This is a genomic window from Prosthecobacter sp. (assembly GCF_044222565.1).
Lineage (GTDB): Bacteria > Verrucomicrobiota > Verrucomicrobiia > Verrucomicrobiales > Verrucomicrobiaceae > Prosthecobacter.
The window spans coordinates 20,348-36,672 of record NZ_JBGANA010000035.1; the positions used below are offsets into that span (position 1 = coordinate 20,348).

Below are 16,325 nucleotides of genomic sequence, written 5' to 3' on the forward strand. Positions count from 1 at the left end.
GCCAACCATGATCAAACAACTCGCTGCTCCCCTGATGCTGGCCGCCGCCGCCTGCGTCGTGGCCTTTTCCGCCCCTGCCCCCAAGCACAAGATCCTCTTCTTCTCCAAGTCCAGCGGCTTCGAGCACAGCGTCATCTCCTGGAAAAACGGCAAACCCAGCTACGCCGAAAAAGTCCTCCTCGAACTCGGCGAGAAAAACGGCTGGGAATTCGAATTCTCCAAGGACGGTTCCAAATTCAGCAAGGACTACCTCGCCCAGTTTGACGCCGTCTTCTTCTACACCACCGGAGATCTCTGCAGCGAAGGCACCGACAAAAACCCACCCATGAGCAAAGAAGGCAAGCAGGCCCTCTTCGACTACGTGAAGAGCGGCAAAGGCTTCATCGGCACCCATTCTGCCAGCGACACCTTCCACACCGACAACGAAGCACTCAAAGGCCCCGAGCGTTACCTCAACCACGGCGAAAAAGCCGACGCCTACGTCCACTTCCTCGGCGCCGAGTTCATCAAGCACGGCAAGCAGCAGGACGCCAAAAACACCGTCACCGATCCCAAATTCCCCGGCTTCGAAAAAGTCAGCCCCACCTACGGCTTCATGGAGGAATGGTACTCCCTCAAAGATTTCTCTCCTGACATCCACGTCCTCAGCGTCATCGATGCCCCCGCCATGGAAGGCAAGGAGTACGAACGCCCCGCCTACCCCAGCACCTGGGCACGCAAAGAAGGAGACGGCCGCGTCTGGTACACCGCCATGGGCCATCGCGAAGACGTCTGGACCAACCCCACCTTCCAGGAAATCCTCATCGGCGGCGTGAAATGGGCCCTCGGCGATGTCAAAGCCGACGTCCCCCCAAACCTCAAGGAAACCGCCCCCGGCGCGATGACAAATCCCCCCTACGTCGCCCCACCGCCGCCCAAGCCTGCGAAGGCGGATGCCGCCAAAAAGTAGTCCAGTTGCGCCGCAACTGGAGCCTCTTCGGGTCCGTTTAGTCCGACTTTCCCTCTGTTAATTCCCTGTCCAAATCCAGTTGCAGCGCAACTGGACTACTTTCCCTACCATGCCCAAGCCCATTCAAGTCCTCATCTGGATTGCCGTCTCCGCTCTCGGGGCCGGTGCCGTCGCCTTCTCCGCCTTTCATAATGGGGAAAAGATCAACGCTCTTTGGCTCATCGTCGCGGGCGTCTGCTCCTTCGCCGTCGCCTACCGCTTTTACAGCAAGTGGCTCATGACGAAGGTGCTCGTGCTGGATGCTCACCGCGCTCCGCCCTCTGTCACGCACAAGGACGGCAAGGACTTCGTTCCCACCAACAAGTGGGTCGTCTTCGGCCACCACTTCGCCGCCATCGCCGGCCCCGGCCCCCTCGTTGGCCCGGTGCTTGCAGCCCAGTTTGGCTACCTTCCCGGCATGCTTTGGATCCTCATCGGCGCCACCCTCGGCGGCGGTGTGCATGATGCCATCGTCATGTTCGCCTCCATCCGCCGCGGCGGAAAATCCGTCGGCCAGATGCTCAAGGAAGAGGTCAATCCCGTCGTCGGCCTCGTCGCCATGATCTCCGTCCTCGCCATCATGACGATCCTCCTCGCCGTGCTCGGCCTCGTCGTCGTCAAAGCTCTCGCCGAAAGCCCCTGGGGCCTCTTCACCATCTTCATGACCATCCCGCTCGCCTTCATCATGGGCTTTGGTCACACCATCTTCGGTGTCAGCGTGCGCAACATCACCATCTTCGGCATCATCGGCCTGCTCGTCAGCGTCTGGGCTGGCAGCAATCTCAAGCAGTGGGGCATCGAGCACTACTTCTACAAAGATGGCGAGACCATCGCCTGGTCCATCATGATCTACGGTTTCGCCGCCTCCGTGCTCCCGGTGTGGATGCTGCTCGCTCCGCGCGACTATTTGAGCACCTTCATGAAGATCGGTACCGTCGCCGTTCTTGCCGTCGTCGTCATCTGGGTCGCGCCAGAACTGCAGATGCCCAAGCTCACCAAGTTCATCGATGGCAGCGGTCTCGTCTTCCTCGGGGGCGTCTTTCCCTTCGTCTTTATCACCATTGCCTGCGGTGCCATCTCCGGCTTTCATGCGCTCATCTCCTCCGGCACCACCCCCAAGCTCCTCGACAACGAGGGAGACATCCGCAGCGTGGCCTACGGCGCCATGATCACCGAGATGCTCGTCGCCCTCATGGCACTCGTTGCCGCCAGCGCCCTTCTTCCCGGCGAATACTTCGCCATCAATGCCGGCATCAACAAAACCATGGCCCCGGCCCAGGTCGTCGAAGTTATCTCCAATGCCGGCTTCCCCGTCACCGTCGCAGGCATGGACAAATTGGCTGCCGACATCGGCGAAAAGACCATGTTTGGCCGCGTCGGCGGCGCTCCCACCTTTGCCGTCGGCATGGCCCAGATGTTCTCCCGCGCTTTCGGACCTGCCTGGATGTCCTTCTGGTACCACTTCGCCATCATGTTTGAGGCGCTCTTCATTTTGACCACCATCGATGCCGGCACCCGCGTGGGCCGCTTCATCCTGCAGGACTTCCTCGGCGGCCTTTGGAAACCCCTGGGAAACACCCGCAGCCTTCCCGCCAACGTCTTCGCCAGCGCCCTTCTCGTCGCTGCCTGGGGCTACTTCCTCTACCAGGGCGTGGTAGATCCCCTCGGCGGCATCAATACCCTCTGGCCCCTCTTCGGCATTGCAAACCAGCTCCTCGCCGTCATCGCCTTCTGCCTCGGCACCACCATCCTCATCAAAATGGGCAAGGCGCGCTACATGCTCGTGACCGTCATCCCGCTTCTCTTCCTCATGAGCGCCACCTTCACCGCCGGCTACATCAAGCTCTTCGACTCAGATCCCCGCATGGGTTTCATCTCCGGTGCCAAGCTCTACGGCGACAAACTCGCCAAAGGCGGCACCCCCGCCGAAATGAAAACCTGGACCGCCCAGCAGTTCAACTTCACCGTCGACACCGTCGTCACCGCCTTCTTCCTCCTCGCCGTCGCCATCATCTTCCTCGGCTGCCTCGTCGAATGGATCAAGCTCCTCAGCGGTGCCAAAAAAGTCGTCCTCAACGAAGAGCCCTACGTGGCGTTGCCGGAGGGCGCTTGAATCGACGCGGCAGCACCCGTAGAACGAGCTTCCAATTCGTTTTCCCAGCCCCCCGCAAACACACGGCATGCTCAAGCCGCGGGCCAGGGTCTTGGAGTGCGGTCGCGCAGATGCACGGCGCAAGCCTGCATCGAAGCTACCGCTTTCTAGAGCTTCCAAGGGCACTCCATCCAAAGGCAGCCCTCCGGCTTGCAAAACTAGCATCACGCCCAGGCTCGCCACACATCATTCATTTCATCACCGCCTGAAGATCGCGAGAGCCATGCAGCACCCGCCAGATTTGCAGACGCTCACCGCAAGGCGCATAAAAAATGAGATAGCTGCGAAAGCCCTGAACCCTCCAAGACCGCAGTCCCGCATGTGCAAATTCAGGCCGCGCGCGACCAATCTTGGGATTCTCCGCAAGAAACTCAAAGGAATCGTAGGCAGCCTCCAAAAACCGGCGAGCGACCGCCTCATCGTCTTGCCGAATATAACGATAGATGGCCTGCAAATCGCAGAACACATACTCACTCTCATCGTATCGCACGGGAATCAGGCAGCAGCGATAATGCGTTGAATATTGGCTCGATCACCGGGAACAAAACGTCCAGCGGCGGCCTCATCAAGCCGGGTCTGGATAAGTGGCGGCGTTTCTGACTCTTCGCTCATCCAGCGCAAAAATGCCTGCCTTGCGACTTCGTCAGCGTCTTTATAACCTTGAGCCACTTGGCGCTGAATAAAGGCTTCAATAGGGCCTGTAAGCGTGAGTTGCATGGCATTCATTGTTTAGGACCAAATGCTTGATGTCAAGCCTCACAGAAGCATCAAAGCCGCGTGTTTTTTGATCGTCAGCCGCCTCAGCCTTCGTATGAAGCGCCACATGATTTCCAAAAACGCTCTCTTCTCCGCCGCTGGTCTTGTTGCGCTGGCCGTCTCTGCATCCGCCGCGCCCACCACCACCTCCGCCAACTGGCCCGAGTTCCGCGGCGCAGCCGCACAAGGCCACTCCGAGGCGAAGAACCTCCCCCTCACCTGGAGCCCAACCTCCCACATCGTGTGGAAGGCCCCCGTCCCCGGCATCGGCTGGTCCTCACCCGTCGTCATCGGCACCCGCATCTTCCTCACCTCCGCCCTGCCCATCGGCGGCGTCGAGGATCCCAAGGCCGACCGCTCGCTGCATGCCCTCGCCCTGGACGCCGCCACCGGAAAGCCCGTCTGGGACGTCGAGCTCTTCACGGCCAAAGCCCCCCGCGCCCACCGCAAAAACAGCCACGCCAGTCCCACCACCGTCTTTGAAGACGGCAAGCTCTACGTCCACTTCGGCCACCTCGGCACCGCCTGCCTCGACGCCGCCACCGGCAAAACCATCTGGTCCACCCAGGAGTTCGCGTACTCCCCGGTGCATGGCAACGGCAGCAGCCCCGTCCTCTTCGAAGACCTCCTCATCTTCAATGCCGATGCCGAAACCGAGCCCAAGGTCATTGCCCTCGACAAGACCACCGGCAAACAGCGCTGGACCTTCGCCCGCCAGTCCGAGGCGAAAAAGAAATTCTCCTTCTGCACCCCGCTGATCATCGACGTGAACGGCCAGAAGCAACTCGTCACCCCCGGCAGCGGCGTCGTGAATGGCCTCGATCCCAAAACCGGCACCGAAATCTGGCACTTCAATTACGACCAGGGCTACTCTGTCGTCCCCCGCCCCATCTACTCCCACGGCATCATCTACCTCTCCAGCGGCTACGACAAACCTGTGCTCTACGCCATCAAAGTAAACGCCGAGTCCAAAGGCGACATCACCCCCACCAACCTCGCCTGGCGCATCGACAAAGCCGCCCCTCACAATCCTAGCATGGTCGTTGTGGGAGAAGAAATCTACTTTGTCGCCGACAACGGCATCCTCACCTGCGCCGATGCCAAGACCGGAGCCATCCATTACTCCGAACGCTGCACCGGCCCCATCTCCGCCTCCATCCTCTCCGCCGACGGCAAGCTCTACCTCCAGGACGAAAAAGGCCTCGGCATCGTCGTGAAGCCCGGCAAAAAATTCGAAATCCTCGCCCAAAACGACCTCGCCGAACGCTCCCTCGCCTCCTACGCCATCATCGGATCCGACCTCCTCATCCGCACCGAAGCGAATTTGTACCGCATCAAAAAGTAGGCCCCTGAAGTACGATGGTCACTCCTGACCGTCGATCAGCGGCCCCGCAAGCACGCGCCCTTCACGCGTTACGCGAACCGTCCGCCTCCTGCGGATGCCGACCGGCGCCAGCCCCCTTCGCGCTCCCTGTCGTTAGCGCGTTTGGAACCTCGATGCCGCATTGTAATGGCGCTTCTCCATGCGCCCCACAGATTCAGGCCCGTCGTCTGAATCGTCCCATGATCGAAGCCCTGCTCGCCATCCTCGCTTCTCTGTTCGAATTCCTGCTGGCCATCGCGGAGCCAGTGATCTCCCTCGTCCTGGGCATCCTCAGCCTCGATCAATCCCTCGGCGAAAACTCCCGCCTTGGCGAGTCCCCCATCGCCCGTGAAGGCCGCCGCGATTGGCGCAACTGCGGATTCGGCTGCCTGTTCCTCCTCTTCTTCGCCTGCATCGCCTCTGCCTTGGGCTGGTGGTTTCTTTCCTGAGTCCAGAAGCCGCGAGCGGCCCTCGCGGACCACCCAAGTCGCAGTTCCAAACACGACGAGGCTGCGCCCCTCTCTCTTCTGCCATCTCTCGCGCCTGAGCTGCATGCGCATACCCAAGCGTTTCCACCAGCAACTTTGACCCGCCAATCATTCAAAAGCCCCCAAAACAACCCGAAAATCTTAATTTTGAAGCCAATCACCGCTTCCAACAGCCCAATTTAACCTCAAAAACCCTTATTTTAAATTGCAATTTCCCCATTTCACCCCACTCTACCCCTCCAAATCGCAATTTTCACCCCAACCATCATGAGCCAGCAAAAAATGGACGGCGCACAGGCCCTCATCAAAACACTCGCCGATCTCGGCGTTGAGTACGTCTTCGGGTACTCCGGCGGTGCCGCCATCCCGATCTTCGACGCCCTCCAGACCGTGAAGACGGACATGAAGTTCATCCTCGTCCGTCACGAGCAGGGCGCCGTTCACATGGCCGATGGCTACGCCCGTGCCACCGGCCGCCCAGCCGTTGTCCTCGTCACCTCCGGCCCTGGAGCTGGCAACACCATCACCGGCCTCATGACCGCGCAGATGGACAGCGTCCCCATGATCGTCCTCTGCGGCCAGACCGTCAGCTGGATGCTCGGCAAAGACGCCTTCCAGGAGGCTGACATCTTCAACATCACCGCCCCGGTTGTTAAGCACAACTACCTGGTCAAGAACACCAACTCCCTCCCCCGTATCGCCAAGGAGGCCTACCACATTGCCACCACCGGCCGCCCCGGCCCGGTCCTCATCGACATCCCGAAGGACATCTCCCAGGGCGTCTTCACCGGCACCTTCGATGAGCCCATGGACCTCCCCGGCTACCATCCGGAGAACGACTTCAAGATCGATCAGGCAGGCATTAAGGAAGCCGCGCGCCTCATCGCTGCCGCCAAGCGCCCCGTCATCCTCGCCGGCCAGGGTGCCATGATCGCCCGTGCAGACAAGGAGCTCCTCACCCTCGCCGAAACCCTCGGCTGCCCCGTCACCACCACCCTCCTCGGCAAGGGCGTCTTCCCGGAGACCCACCCCCTCTCCCTCGGCATGCTCGGCATGCACGGCACCGCCTACGCCAACAAGGCCATGATCGAGGCCGACCTCATCTTCAATGTCGGCTCCCGCTTTGACGACCGCATCATTGGCAAAGCCACCATGTTCGGCCGCAATGCCAAGCTCATCCACATCGACATCGACGCCGCCGAGCACCACAAGATGATCAAAGTGGACGTCGCCATCAAGGGCGATGCCAAGGCCGCCCTCAGCGACCTTCTCCCGCTCGTGGAAAAACTCCCCACCGAAGACTGGATCGCCCATCTCGACGGTTACAAAAAGAAGTACCCTCTCGGCTACAAGAAGCAGGGCGGCCTCCGCATGCAGCAGGTCATCGATGAGCTCTACAACCTCACCAAGGGCAAGGCCATCGTCTCCACAGACGTCGGCCAGCACCAGATGTGGGCTGCACAGTTCTACAAGAACGACAGCAGCTACCACTGGCTCAGCTCCGGCGGCGCCGGCACCATGGGCTTCGGCTTCCCTGCCGCCATCGGCGCCCAGCTCGCCTGCCCGGACAAGACGGTCGTCTCCATCTCCGGAGACGGCGGCTTCCAGATGACCTTGTTTGAGCTGGCCACCGCCGCCATCCACAAGCTGCCCATCAAGATTCTCATCCTCAACAACAGCTACCTCGGCATGGTCCGCCAGTGGCAGGAGCTCTTCTTTGAAAACCGCGAGAGCGGCGTCGATCTCATCGGCAACCCCGACTTCGTCAAACTGGGCGAAGCCTATGGCATCAAAGGCTGGCACATCCGCCGTCCCGCCGATGTGGAGCGCATCCTGCAGCAGGCTCTCGACTACAATGACGGCCCCTGCATCATCGAAGCCGAGTGCATCAAGACCGAAAACGTCTTCCCCATGATCCCCGCCGGCGCTGCGCTGGAGGACATGCTCATCGAAGCTCCCAAGCAGAAGATGGAGAAGCCCACCGGTTCCACGTAATCCGCAGCGCAACCTCGTAGTGCAACCGTCCCGGTTGCATCATGCAAGCCAGAGGCTTGCGCTACCTATGGACACCAACCGCATCATTCACGGCGACGCTGTCACGGAACTTCAAAAACTCCCCTCCAGCGTCGCTCAGTCCATCATCGCCGACCCGCCTTATTTTAACGTACTCGAAGATGAAGCCTGGGACACGCAATGGAAAACAGCCGCCGACTACATCGCCTGGTGCGATGCCTGGGTGGCCGAGTCCATGCGCGTCCTTCGCGATGACGGCCTGGCCTTCATCTTCGGCCAGCTAGGCAAGCGCGAGCACACCTTCCTCCACCTCATGTCACGCCTCAGTCAGCAGCACCAGTTTCACGATCTCATCATCTGGGATCGTGCCGTGGGCTATGACGAGCGCCGCGACAGCTTCACGCCGCAGTACGAAATGATCCTCGTCCTGCGCAAAGGCGAAAGCGTGAAGTTCAACAAAGGCTCCGTCCGCATTCCCTACGACGCCGCCACCATCGAGACCTATCTCAAGGACAAGCGCTACAAGGACAAAGACGCCCGCCGCGCCCATCTTGAAAAAGGCAAGTACGCCACCAACATCCTCCGCGTCCCCAGCCTCAAGGGCATTTCCAAAGAGAAGTGCGGCCACCCCTCGCAGAAGCCCATCGCCCTCATCGAAAAATTCGTCGCCTGTTCCACCGACGTCGGCGATCTCGTCCTCGACCCCTTCCTCGGCTCCGGCACCACCGCCGCCGCCGCCCAGCGCCTCGGTCGCCAGTGGCTCGGCATCGAGAGCGATTCCAGCTACATCGAGATCGCCGAAACACGCCTCGCCGCCGACGCCACCCTTTTTTCCAAATCATAAATCAAAAATCGTAAATCATAAATCTCATGAGCGACCGCATCCCCGCCACCACCGACAAAAAGCCCGCCCCGCAGGCTGACATCATCAACATCCACACGCTCAGCGTCATGGTGAACAACCAGCCGGGCGTCCTCGGCCGCATCTGCTCCGTCTTCAGCCGCCGTGGGTTCAACATCGAGTCCCTCGTCGTCTCCCAGACCCGCGATCCCCGCTTCAGCCGCATGACCATCGGCATCAGCGGCCATCCCGAAGGCCTCAGCCAGATCATCCTCCAGGTCAGCAAGCTCATCGACGTCATCCATTGCATCGAGCACACCGACCGCGACGCCGTCGCCAAGGAAATGGTCCTCATCAAGGTTGCCGCCACCTCCGCCGAGCGCACCGAGATCCTCCAGATCATCGAGCACTACAACGGCAAGACCGTCGATCTCCAGGAGGACAGCCTCATCGCCCTCATCAGCGGCAACACCGACAAGCTCGACGCCGCCGTCCGCCTCCTCACCAAGTTCGAAATCGTCGAAACCGTCCGCACTGGCAAAGTCGTCATGGCCCGCGGCCTCACCGAGACCTGAACCGCATCGCGGGAATGACGCCTGCCCATAATGGGATAAAAAATCTTGATGGTCTATCCATGAGCAATACCTCCAGTAGATTGGTTCACTTTTTACTGGGTTTGTTGCTTACAAACAAGAAGAACCAAATGTGAGGAGCGCGGCCCGTGAATGTCAGAAATTATGTTCTAAGCGGAATATTTTGTTTCACGAGCTGTGCCGCAGGCCCGAAACATATCAATTTAGGACATAAGCCCAGCATAAGATCTGCACAATTATTATGTTATATTAAGTGTAATCTGCGTCGTCATCATAGCTTGCCTCGTTTGGCTGAAAAAAAGGAGGAAGTATATGTCAAGATTGTTGATTTTGGATCGAACTTTCCTCTCAAGTTGCATGACGGAGAGCAACGCGTTTTTGTAAGATTTATCAACGACGATGTGGTGTTATCTTTAATAACGCCAGACGTCTATAGCGAGGAGGACATTCGGAACGCGCTGGTTAATAAAAATGCGCCCTCAGTGCCTGTTAATAATTTTGTTACAATCTACTAAAATAATGAGTGGCTCCGGCTTCGTCTTCGTCTTCGTCTTCGTCTGAACTGAATTTGCCATGTTAGAATATTTGAAGGCTGTAGTCGAAGAAATTTTAAAAGAGAAAAGCCGGGCACGCTGAATTGTTGAAACCTATCTTGTTCTTGTCTCAGCCATTCGGGTACCGTTGTAAATAGGATTAATTTACGCTGGAATTCCGAATGTTGAATGATCGAAAGCCAGAGCACCTCACCGTGCTCTGGCTTTTTCATGCACCAAGCTCCCAACCAATCTTCCTCGTCCCCCCTTTCAGAGGGCGCCGTCCATCAAGAACACTTTAAATCCATTTCATGTTCGACGAATCCAGTGAGGCCGACGCAACTCTCCCTCTCCCCGCCCCTGAGAAACGAAAACTCCAAAATCTCCCTCCGGGGAGAGGGTTGGGGTGAGTGGAGCCACATTTGGCTCCTCCGACATTATCTGGCGCTGGGAGCGTTGCCAACCGCCGTAGGTTGGGCGTGGCGACAGCCCGCCCGACCACCAGCGCAAGATGACGCCCTACACCTCGCAGCCGTCCTAGCCGCCGCCCCCTCCCGCCCCAACTCTCTCATCTCCAAAAAAATCCCTTGGCCTGACGCCTCTCCAAGCCGAAATCCAAAGGACGAACGGCCCCCCGCCAGCGTATCCCTTTTCCACGTCATGGGTTCGGCCTCCCTCCGTCCCGTCCCTTTCGTCATTCGCCATCCGTCCCCTTTTTCATGCGCATCCTGCACCTGACCCCCGGCACCGGAAACTTCCACTGTGGAAGCTGCCTGCGCGACCACGCGCTCATCAAAGCCCTGCGCGTCCGCGGCCATGACGCCCTCATGGCCCCGCTGTACCTTCCCCTCGTCACAGACCGTGAATTCGGCTCGCAGGAGCTCCCCATCCAGATCGGTGGCATCTCTCTTTTCATCCAGCAGAAGCTCACCTGGTTTCACAAGCTCCCCCGCTTCATTCATAAGTGGCTCAACAAACCCTCCCACCTTCGCTTCGCCTCCCGCTTCATGGGCATGACCAGCCCCAAAGTCCTCGGAGAGATGACCCTCGGTGCCCTCCTCGGCACGGACGGCCGCCAGTGGGGTGAATGGCGCGGCCTCATCGAATGGACCCGTACTCAGGGCAAATTTGACATCGTTTCCCTTTCCAACAGCCTCCTCATCGGCCTCGCTCCCTCCATCGAAAAAGAGCTCGGCGTGCCCGTCATCTGCTCCCTCCAGGGAGAGGACAGCTTCCTGGACACCCTCCCAGATCCCTACCGCGAACAGTGCTGGCAGGCCATGCAGCGGAATGCCCGCAGCGTCCGCCTCTTCATCTCCCCCAGCCAGTTCTACGCCGACCGCATGCGCCAGCGTCTCGATCTCCGCGCGGACCAGATCACCGTCCTGCCAAACGGCATCGACACCACCGCCTTCACCACCTCCTCCCCGGACCCGAACTGGCCCACCATCGGCTACTTCGCCCGCATGATCCACGGCAAGGGCCTCACCACCCTCGTCGATGCCTTCATCGACCTCGCCAAACGCGGCACCGTCCCCCGCGTGAAGCTCCGCATCGGCGGCGCCAAAACTCCTGCCGATGACAAATACGTCGCCGGCCTCCAGGCCAAAATTGACGCTGCGGGACTCACCAAGCGCGTCGAGTGGCATCCCAACATCACCTTCAAAGACAAGGTTCATTTCTTCCACGACCTCACCGTCTTCACCGTCCCCGCCACCTACGGCGAAGCCTTCGGTCTCTACGTCATTGAGGCCGTCTCCAGCGGCGTCCCCGTCATCCAGCCGGACCACGGCGCTTTCCCAGAACTCATCGCCGCCACCGAAGGCGGCCTCCTCTGCAAGCCCGACGACCCAAAGGCCCTCGCCGACTCCCTCGAATCCCTCCTCAACGACGACGAACTCCGCGAGAAATTCTCCAAAAACGGCATCTCAAAAGTCCGCCAGGAATTCAGTTCCACCCGCATGGCCGAACGCTTCGAGTCCATCCTCCAGGATGCCATGCGCAAATAATCCGCAAAGCCCCGCCCGCCGCCCTGTTCGTCATTCTCATTCCCTTCTTCCCCTTTTTCCTCCAAAGTCCCTCCGTCCATGACTTCCATCACCTTTGGCGAGGCCGTCCGGCGCTCAATTCAGAAAGACCCCCGCTACCATCCCGCTGCATACGAGCTGGTGCGCGATGCCCTGCACCTGGCCGCCAAAAGATTCCGTGACGAAAACGCCGAAGATCAACACGTCACCGGCCAGGAACTCCTCGCCGGCTTCCGCGACCACGTGCTCGCCGAATACGGCCCCATGTCCACCATCGTCCTCGACCTCTGGGGACTTCAGCGCGGCGAAGACGTCGGCATCATCGTTTACAATCTCATCGAGTGCGGCTACTTCGGCAAAAACGACGGCGACAGCCTCGAAGACTTCTCGGGCGGCTACGACTTCGCCCACGCTTTCTCCACTCCTTTCCTTCCAGCTTCGCAGCGTGAATCGCGCGAGCGAAAATCATCATGAAAAAAGTTCTGTCCCGCACCCTTTCCGCCAAATCAAACGCCCCCTCTGTTCCGTCCCTGGACGGTAGTGTCACCACCCTGCCAAACGGCCTGGAAGTCATCGTTAGGGAGGACCATGCCCATCCCCTCGTCAGCGTGCAGGTTTGGATCAAGGCAGGCAGCATGCATGAGGAGCAGCACACGGGCGCAGGCATCGCTCATTGCGTCGAGCACATGCTTTTCAAAGGCACCGAAAAGCGCGACCCCGCGCAGATCTCCCAGGGCATCCAGGCCCTCGGCGGTTATGTCAATGCCTATACCTCCTTCAATCGCACCGTCTATTGGATCGACGGCCTCGCCGAGCACACCGGCGGCTACCTCGACATCCTCGCGGACATGATCCGCAACTCCAAGTTCGATGCCGACGAACTCACCCGTGAAAAGGAGGTCATCCGCCGCGAGATGGCCATGGACAATGACGATCCTGGCAGCACCATCCAGCACCTGATGCAGGCCACCGCCTTCCGTCAGCACCCCCTGCGCCACCCCATCATCGGCCATCGCGAAGTCTTTGATCAAATCTCCCGCGCGGACGTGTACGGCTTCGTTCAGCGCCATTACGTCCCGAACAACGCCTTCGTCGTCATCGCCGGAGACGTGGACCCCGCCGCCATCCTCGAAACCGTCCGCACTCACTTTGGCGACTGGCAGCGCCGCGCCTTTGATCCCGTCCTGCTCACCTCGGAGCCACGCCAGCAGGGCACCCGCTTCGCTGCCAAAAACTTCGCCACGGAGCTCACCCGCATCGCACTCGGCTGGCAGATCCCCGGAGAAAATCATCCGGACAAGCCCGCGCTGGATGTCCTCGCCTTCCTCCTCGGTTCCGGCCGCAGCTCGCGCCTCTACCAGGAGCTCCGTGAAAAGCGCAGCCTCGCCCATTACGTCTGGGCAGGCGCCTGGTGCGCTCCCGAAGTCGGACTCTTCAACATCGAGGCGGAGTGCAATCCCGACGATGCCGAAAAGCTCCGCAAAGGCATGCTCGAAGTCGTTGCGCTCATGCAAAAATCCGGCCCCGGCCGTGCCGAGCTCGACAAGGCCGTGCGCGCCACTCTCAGCAGCCAGATGCGCACCCTCAGTTCCGTCAAAGGCCAGGCCAGCAGCCTTGGCAACGGCTGGCTCCTCTCCGGGTCTCTCGACTACCAGCGCCAGTTCCTGGATGCCATCACCGCGCTCACCCCGGACGCCATTCGCGATGCCGCCCGCCACTACCTGCGCACTGACTCCATGAGCACCGTGCTCGTCGGCAGCGACGTCGAAAGCGCCAGCACCGTCAAATCCGCCGCCGATACCGCCCGCCCCGAGACTCAGCGCTTCAAGCTCAAAAACGGCCTCATCCTTCTCGTGGGTGAAAATCCGCGCCTTCCTCTCATCAGCATCCGTACCAATTTCCTCGCGGGTGTCCTTGCCGAGACAGACCTCTCCGCCGGTGTCACACAGGTCTCCGCCCAGATGATGCTCAAAGGTACCAAAAAGCGTGCCGCCGCACAGATCGCCTCCGAGCTTGAAAACCGCGGCGGCAGCCTCATCTGCTCCGCGGACGCCCATCGCTACATCGTCGGCGCGGACGTCATGTCCGGAGACGAAGAAGACGCGCTCGATCTCATCGCCGATCTCATCCTCAATCCCGCTCTGCCCCAGGCCCAGCTTGCCGATGTGAAGAAGCGCCAGATCGCCAGCATTCTCGAAGAGAAGGAGGATCCGCTCACCGTCGCCATGCGCAAAGCACGCCGCGAGATCTTCGCCGGCCAGCCTTTCCACCGCACCGCGCTCGGCACCGAAGAAACCGTCGGCGCTTTGAAGCTCGCCGACTGCCGCGCCATGCTGCACGCCAGCTTCACCACCGGCAACGGCATCATCTCCGTCTTTGGCGATGTGAAAGCCTCCACCGTCAAAGCGCAGGTGGAAAAAGCCTTCGCCAAACTCCCGCGCGGCAACCGCCAGATCCCCCTTGGCCGCGAGTACCACGCCAGCGCCAAGCCCGCCGCCTGGACCGAGCACCTCGACAAAGAGCAGGCCGTCATCGTCGTCGGCTTCCGCACCGTCGGCCTCGAAGACCGCGACGTGCACGCTCTCAATCTCATCGACGAAGCCTGCAGCGACATGGGCAGCCGATTGTTCAACCGCATCCGCGAAGAACTCGGCCTCGCCTACTATGTCGGCGCGCAAAACTTCGCCGCCATGGGCGCCGGCGCCTTCTACTTCTACGTCGGCACCGATCCCAAAAAAGTGAAGCTCGCCGAAAAGGAGCTCATGGCCCAGATCAATGACCTCGCCGCCAACGGTCTCCATCCCGATGAGATCGACCGCGCCCGCGTCACCTGGCGTTCCTCCCTCCTGCGCGCCCAGCAGGGAAATCCCGGCATGGCAGACAATTGCGCCTGGAATGAAATCAACGGCCTCGGCTGGGACCACATCCAGAAACTCCCCGCCATCATCTCCGACATCAGCTCCAAGGAAATCCAGCGCGTCGCCGCCAAATACTTCGGCGAGAAAAAAGCCTTCATCGTCCGCGTCCTTCCGAAGTAATCCGCATCCCAAGGCGTGGGGGGCTTCCGCGTCCTGCCACGTCCGCGAAATTTCAAAACATCGTTCGTCCACAAAGCGAATCCCCTCTCCCCACCGATGCCACGGCAACGCCCAAAACGACCTCTGGGGAGAGGCCGGGTGAGGAGCCGTCCAAAGCCATCATTGCATGCGCTCTGACCGCGCTTTTGCATCCCCGCGTCCACAAAGCGAATCCCCTCTCCCCATCGATGACACGGCAACACTCTAAAAATCTCCTCTGGGGAGAGGCCGGGTGAGGAGCCGTCCAAAGCCATCATTGCATGCGCTCTGACCGCGCTTTTGCATCCCCACGTCCACACCACAGATTTCTCGTGGCAGAAAGATCAAGCAGTTGCTACCCCTCCCCCATGACCCCTTCCGACTCCCAGGAAAACACCACCGCCGAACTCAACGCCCTGAGAGCTGAAATCAAAGAATGGGCATTCGGCATCCGCTGTGCATTCGCAGGATTAAATCTGCTGCCCCTTTATTACTGCACCCGAGGCCTGCAGTCAGCGCCCGCGTTCCAGAGCATCTTCAAAGACATGCTGGGTTCGCTGGACAAGCTGCCGCCCATGACCCGCTTCGTCATCACATGGTCTCACGACGTGCTCATAACCGTGTGGATCTTCGCCGTCCTGGCCATCGTCCTGATCTTCCGTGCCACCCGCGCACGCACGGTATGGATCACCACCCTGCTCCTCAGCACGCTTCTTCTCATCACCGGCCACCTCGTCATCTCCACACTCTTCGAACCCCTTGGCGCGGTAATCCAAAATCTCTCCGGCGGCACAAGCCCCTGAAAAAAACTTCGGCCTATTTTTCATTTTTCCAAATTTCCCCGCCAAACTTGGCCCACCGCCTGCTTTATCAACAACTCAGTTGGGGCGCAAGCTTCACAAACATTTCTCAGGTTCGCCTGAGGAAACACACAACGAGCTGGGGAGTCGCTTCATGGTTGGGACTCCTTGGTCACCTAAAGGCCCGGAAGGATTTTGGTTGGGTCCTTCCGGGCCGAGTTGTTTTTACGATTCGGCATCCCAAAAGAATGACACTCATATCGGGATCTCTGCGCTCACCAAAAGCTCCGCGATGCAAGAGTCCGGAGACGCCGCCAAATCTCTGCTCCCTCTGCCTCTCTGCCCTTTTCGGCAACATCGAACATCCCTGTGACAGATCCACGCCGTTGGTTTGAGCCGCGACACACCTCCCCTAAAGTTTTTTTCACACTTTCACTTCATCTTCTTCATCCTCTTGGCCCACAGCCTGCTTTATCTAAAGACCGTTGGGGCGCGAGCTTCATAAACATTTCTCAGGCTCACCCCTGAGGAAACACACAACGAGCTGGGGAGTCACTTCATGGTTGGGACTCCTTGGTCACCTAAAGGCCCGGAAGGATTTTGGTTGGGTCCTTCCGGGCCGAGTTGTTTTCAGTCCTCAAGGTTCCCTCCAAAAAAAATATCGGCAGGGCAAGGTTTTTCAGAGATGCTCCGTGTCTGCCAGACGCGACAGCTC

General features: G+C 59.7%; 13 protein-coding genes. 11 read left to right on the forward strand and 2 right to left on the reverse strand.

Annotation, left to right across the window (positions count from 1 at the left end; translation table 11 throughout):
* Positions 1–7: 7 nt before the first annotated feature.
* Together ACILSR_RS30475 and ACILSR_RS30480 are read left to right on the forward strand one after the other, a co-directional pair.
* Positions 8–949 carry a ThuA domain-containing protein gene (locus ACILSR_RS30475; protein WP_395753597.1) on the forward strand — a complete coding sequence of 314 codons (942 nt, stop codon included), beginning with the start codon at positions 8–10 and terminating at the stop codon, positions 947–949.
* A 109-nt stretch (positions 950–1,058) separates the two neighbouring features.
* Positions 1,059–3,101: a carbon starvation CstA family protein gene (locus tag ACILSR_RS30480; RefSeq protein WP_395753598.1), complete on the forward strand. Its 2,043-nt coding sequence runs from the start codon at positions 1,059–1,061 to the stop codon at positions 3,099–3,101.
* A 229-nt stretch (positions 3,102–3,330) separates the two neighbouring features.
* Here ACILSR_RS30480 and ACILSR_RS30485 read toward each other — a convergent pair whose 3' ends face one another.
* The gene (locus ACILSR_RS30485; protein ID WP_395753599.1) at positions 3,331–3,630 is read right to left on the reverse strand and encodes a type II toxin-antitoxin system RelE/ParE family toxin; all 300 of its coding nucleotides are present in this window, start codon (positions 3,628–3,630) and stop codon (positions 3,331–3,333) included.
* Between the two features lie 5 nt (positions 3,631–3,635).
* A complete protein-coding gene (locus tag ACILSR_RS30490; RefSeq protein ID WP_395753600.1) occupies positions 3,636–3,857 on the reverse strand; it encodes a hypothetical protein in 222 nt (73 codons plus the stop codon).
* 106 nt (positions 3,858–3,963) lie between these two features.
* Here ACILSR_RS30490 and ACILSR_RS30495 point away from each other — a divergent pair, with 106 nt between their 5' ends.
* The 9 genes from ACILSR_RS30495 to ACILSR_RS30535 all read left to right on the forward strand — a co-directional run bounded on the left by ACILSR_RS30495 (position 3,964) and on the right by ACILSR_RS30535 (position 15,613).
* Positions 3,964–5,241, forward strand: coding sequence for a PQQ-binding-like beta-propeller repeat protein (locus tag ACILSR_RS30495; RefSeq protein WP_395753601.1), 1,278 nt, complete (start codon positions 3,964–3,966; stop codon positions 5,239–5,241).
* A gap of 218 nt (positions 5,242–5,459) precedes the next feature.
* The gene (locus ACILSR_RS30500) at positions 5,460–5,708 is read left to right on the forward strand and encodes a hypothetical protein (RefSeq protein ID WP_395753602.1); all 249 of its coding nucleotides are present in this window, start codon (positions 5,460–5,462) and stop codon (positions 5,706–5,708) included.
* Between the two features lie 306 nt (positions 5,709–6,014).
* Complete coding sequence (ilvB, locus tag ACILSR_RS30505) at positions 6,015–7,742, forward strand: biosynthetic-type acetolactate synthase large subunit (RefSeq protein WP_395753603.1); 1,728 nt, start codon at positions 6,015–6,017, stop codon at positions 7,740–7,742.
* 67 nt (positions 7,743–7,809) lie between these two features.
* Entirely contained in the window at positions 7,810–8,604 is a 795-nt protein-coding gene (locus tag ACILSR_RS30510; protein WP_395753604.1) for a DNA-methyltransferase, read from the forward strand.
* Between the two features lie 26 nt (positions 8,605–8,630).
* Positions 8,631–9,176 (forward strand): acetolactate synthase small subunit, encoded by a 546-nt coding sequence (gene ilvN / locus ACILSR_RS30515; RefSeq protein WP_395753605.1) that lies wholly within the window; start codon positions 8,631–8,633, stop codon positions 9,174–9,176.
* Between the two features lie 1,270 nt (positions 9,177–10,446).
* The gene (locus ACILSR_RS30520; protein WP_395753606.1) at positions 10,447–11,736 is read left to right on the forward strand and encodes a glycosyltransferase family 4 protein; all 1,290 of its coding nucleotides are present in this window, start codon (positions 10,447–10,449) and stop codon (positions 11,734–11,736) included.
* A 78-nt stretch (positions 11,737–11,814) separates the two neighbouring features.
* A complete protein-coding gene (locus ACILSR_RS30525) occupies positions 11,815–12,228 on the forward strand; it encodes a Minf_1886 family protein (protein WP_395753607.1) in 414 nt (137 codons plus the stop codon).
* Complete coding sequence (locus ACILSR_RS30530) at positions 12,225–14,792, forward strand: M16 family metallopeptidase (RefSeq protein WP_395753608.1); 2,568 nt, start codon at positions 12,225–12,227, stop codon at positions 14,790–14,792. The genes ACILSR_RS30525 and ACILSR_RS30530 overlap by 4 nt, the downstream gene beginning before the upstream one ends.
* Before the next feature lie 386 nt (positions 14,793–15,178).
* The gene (locus ACILSR_RS30535) at positions 15,179–15,613 is read left to right on the forward strand and encodes a hypothetical protein (protein ID WP_395753609.1); all 435 of its coding nucleotides are present in this window, start codon (positions 15,179–15,181) and stop codon (positions 15,611–15,613) included.
* Positions 15,614–16,325 lie beyond the last annotated feature (712 nt).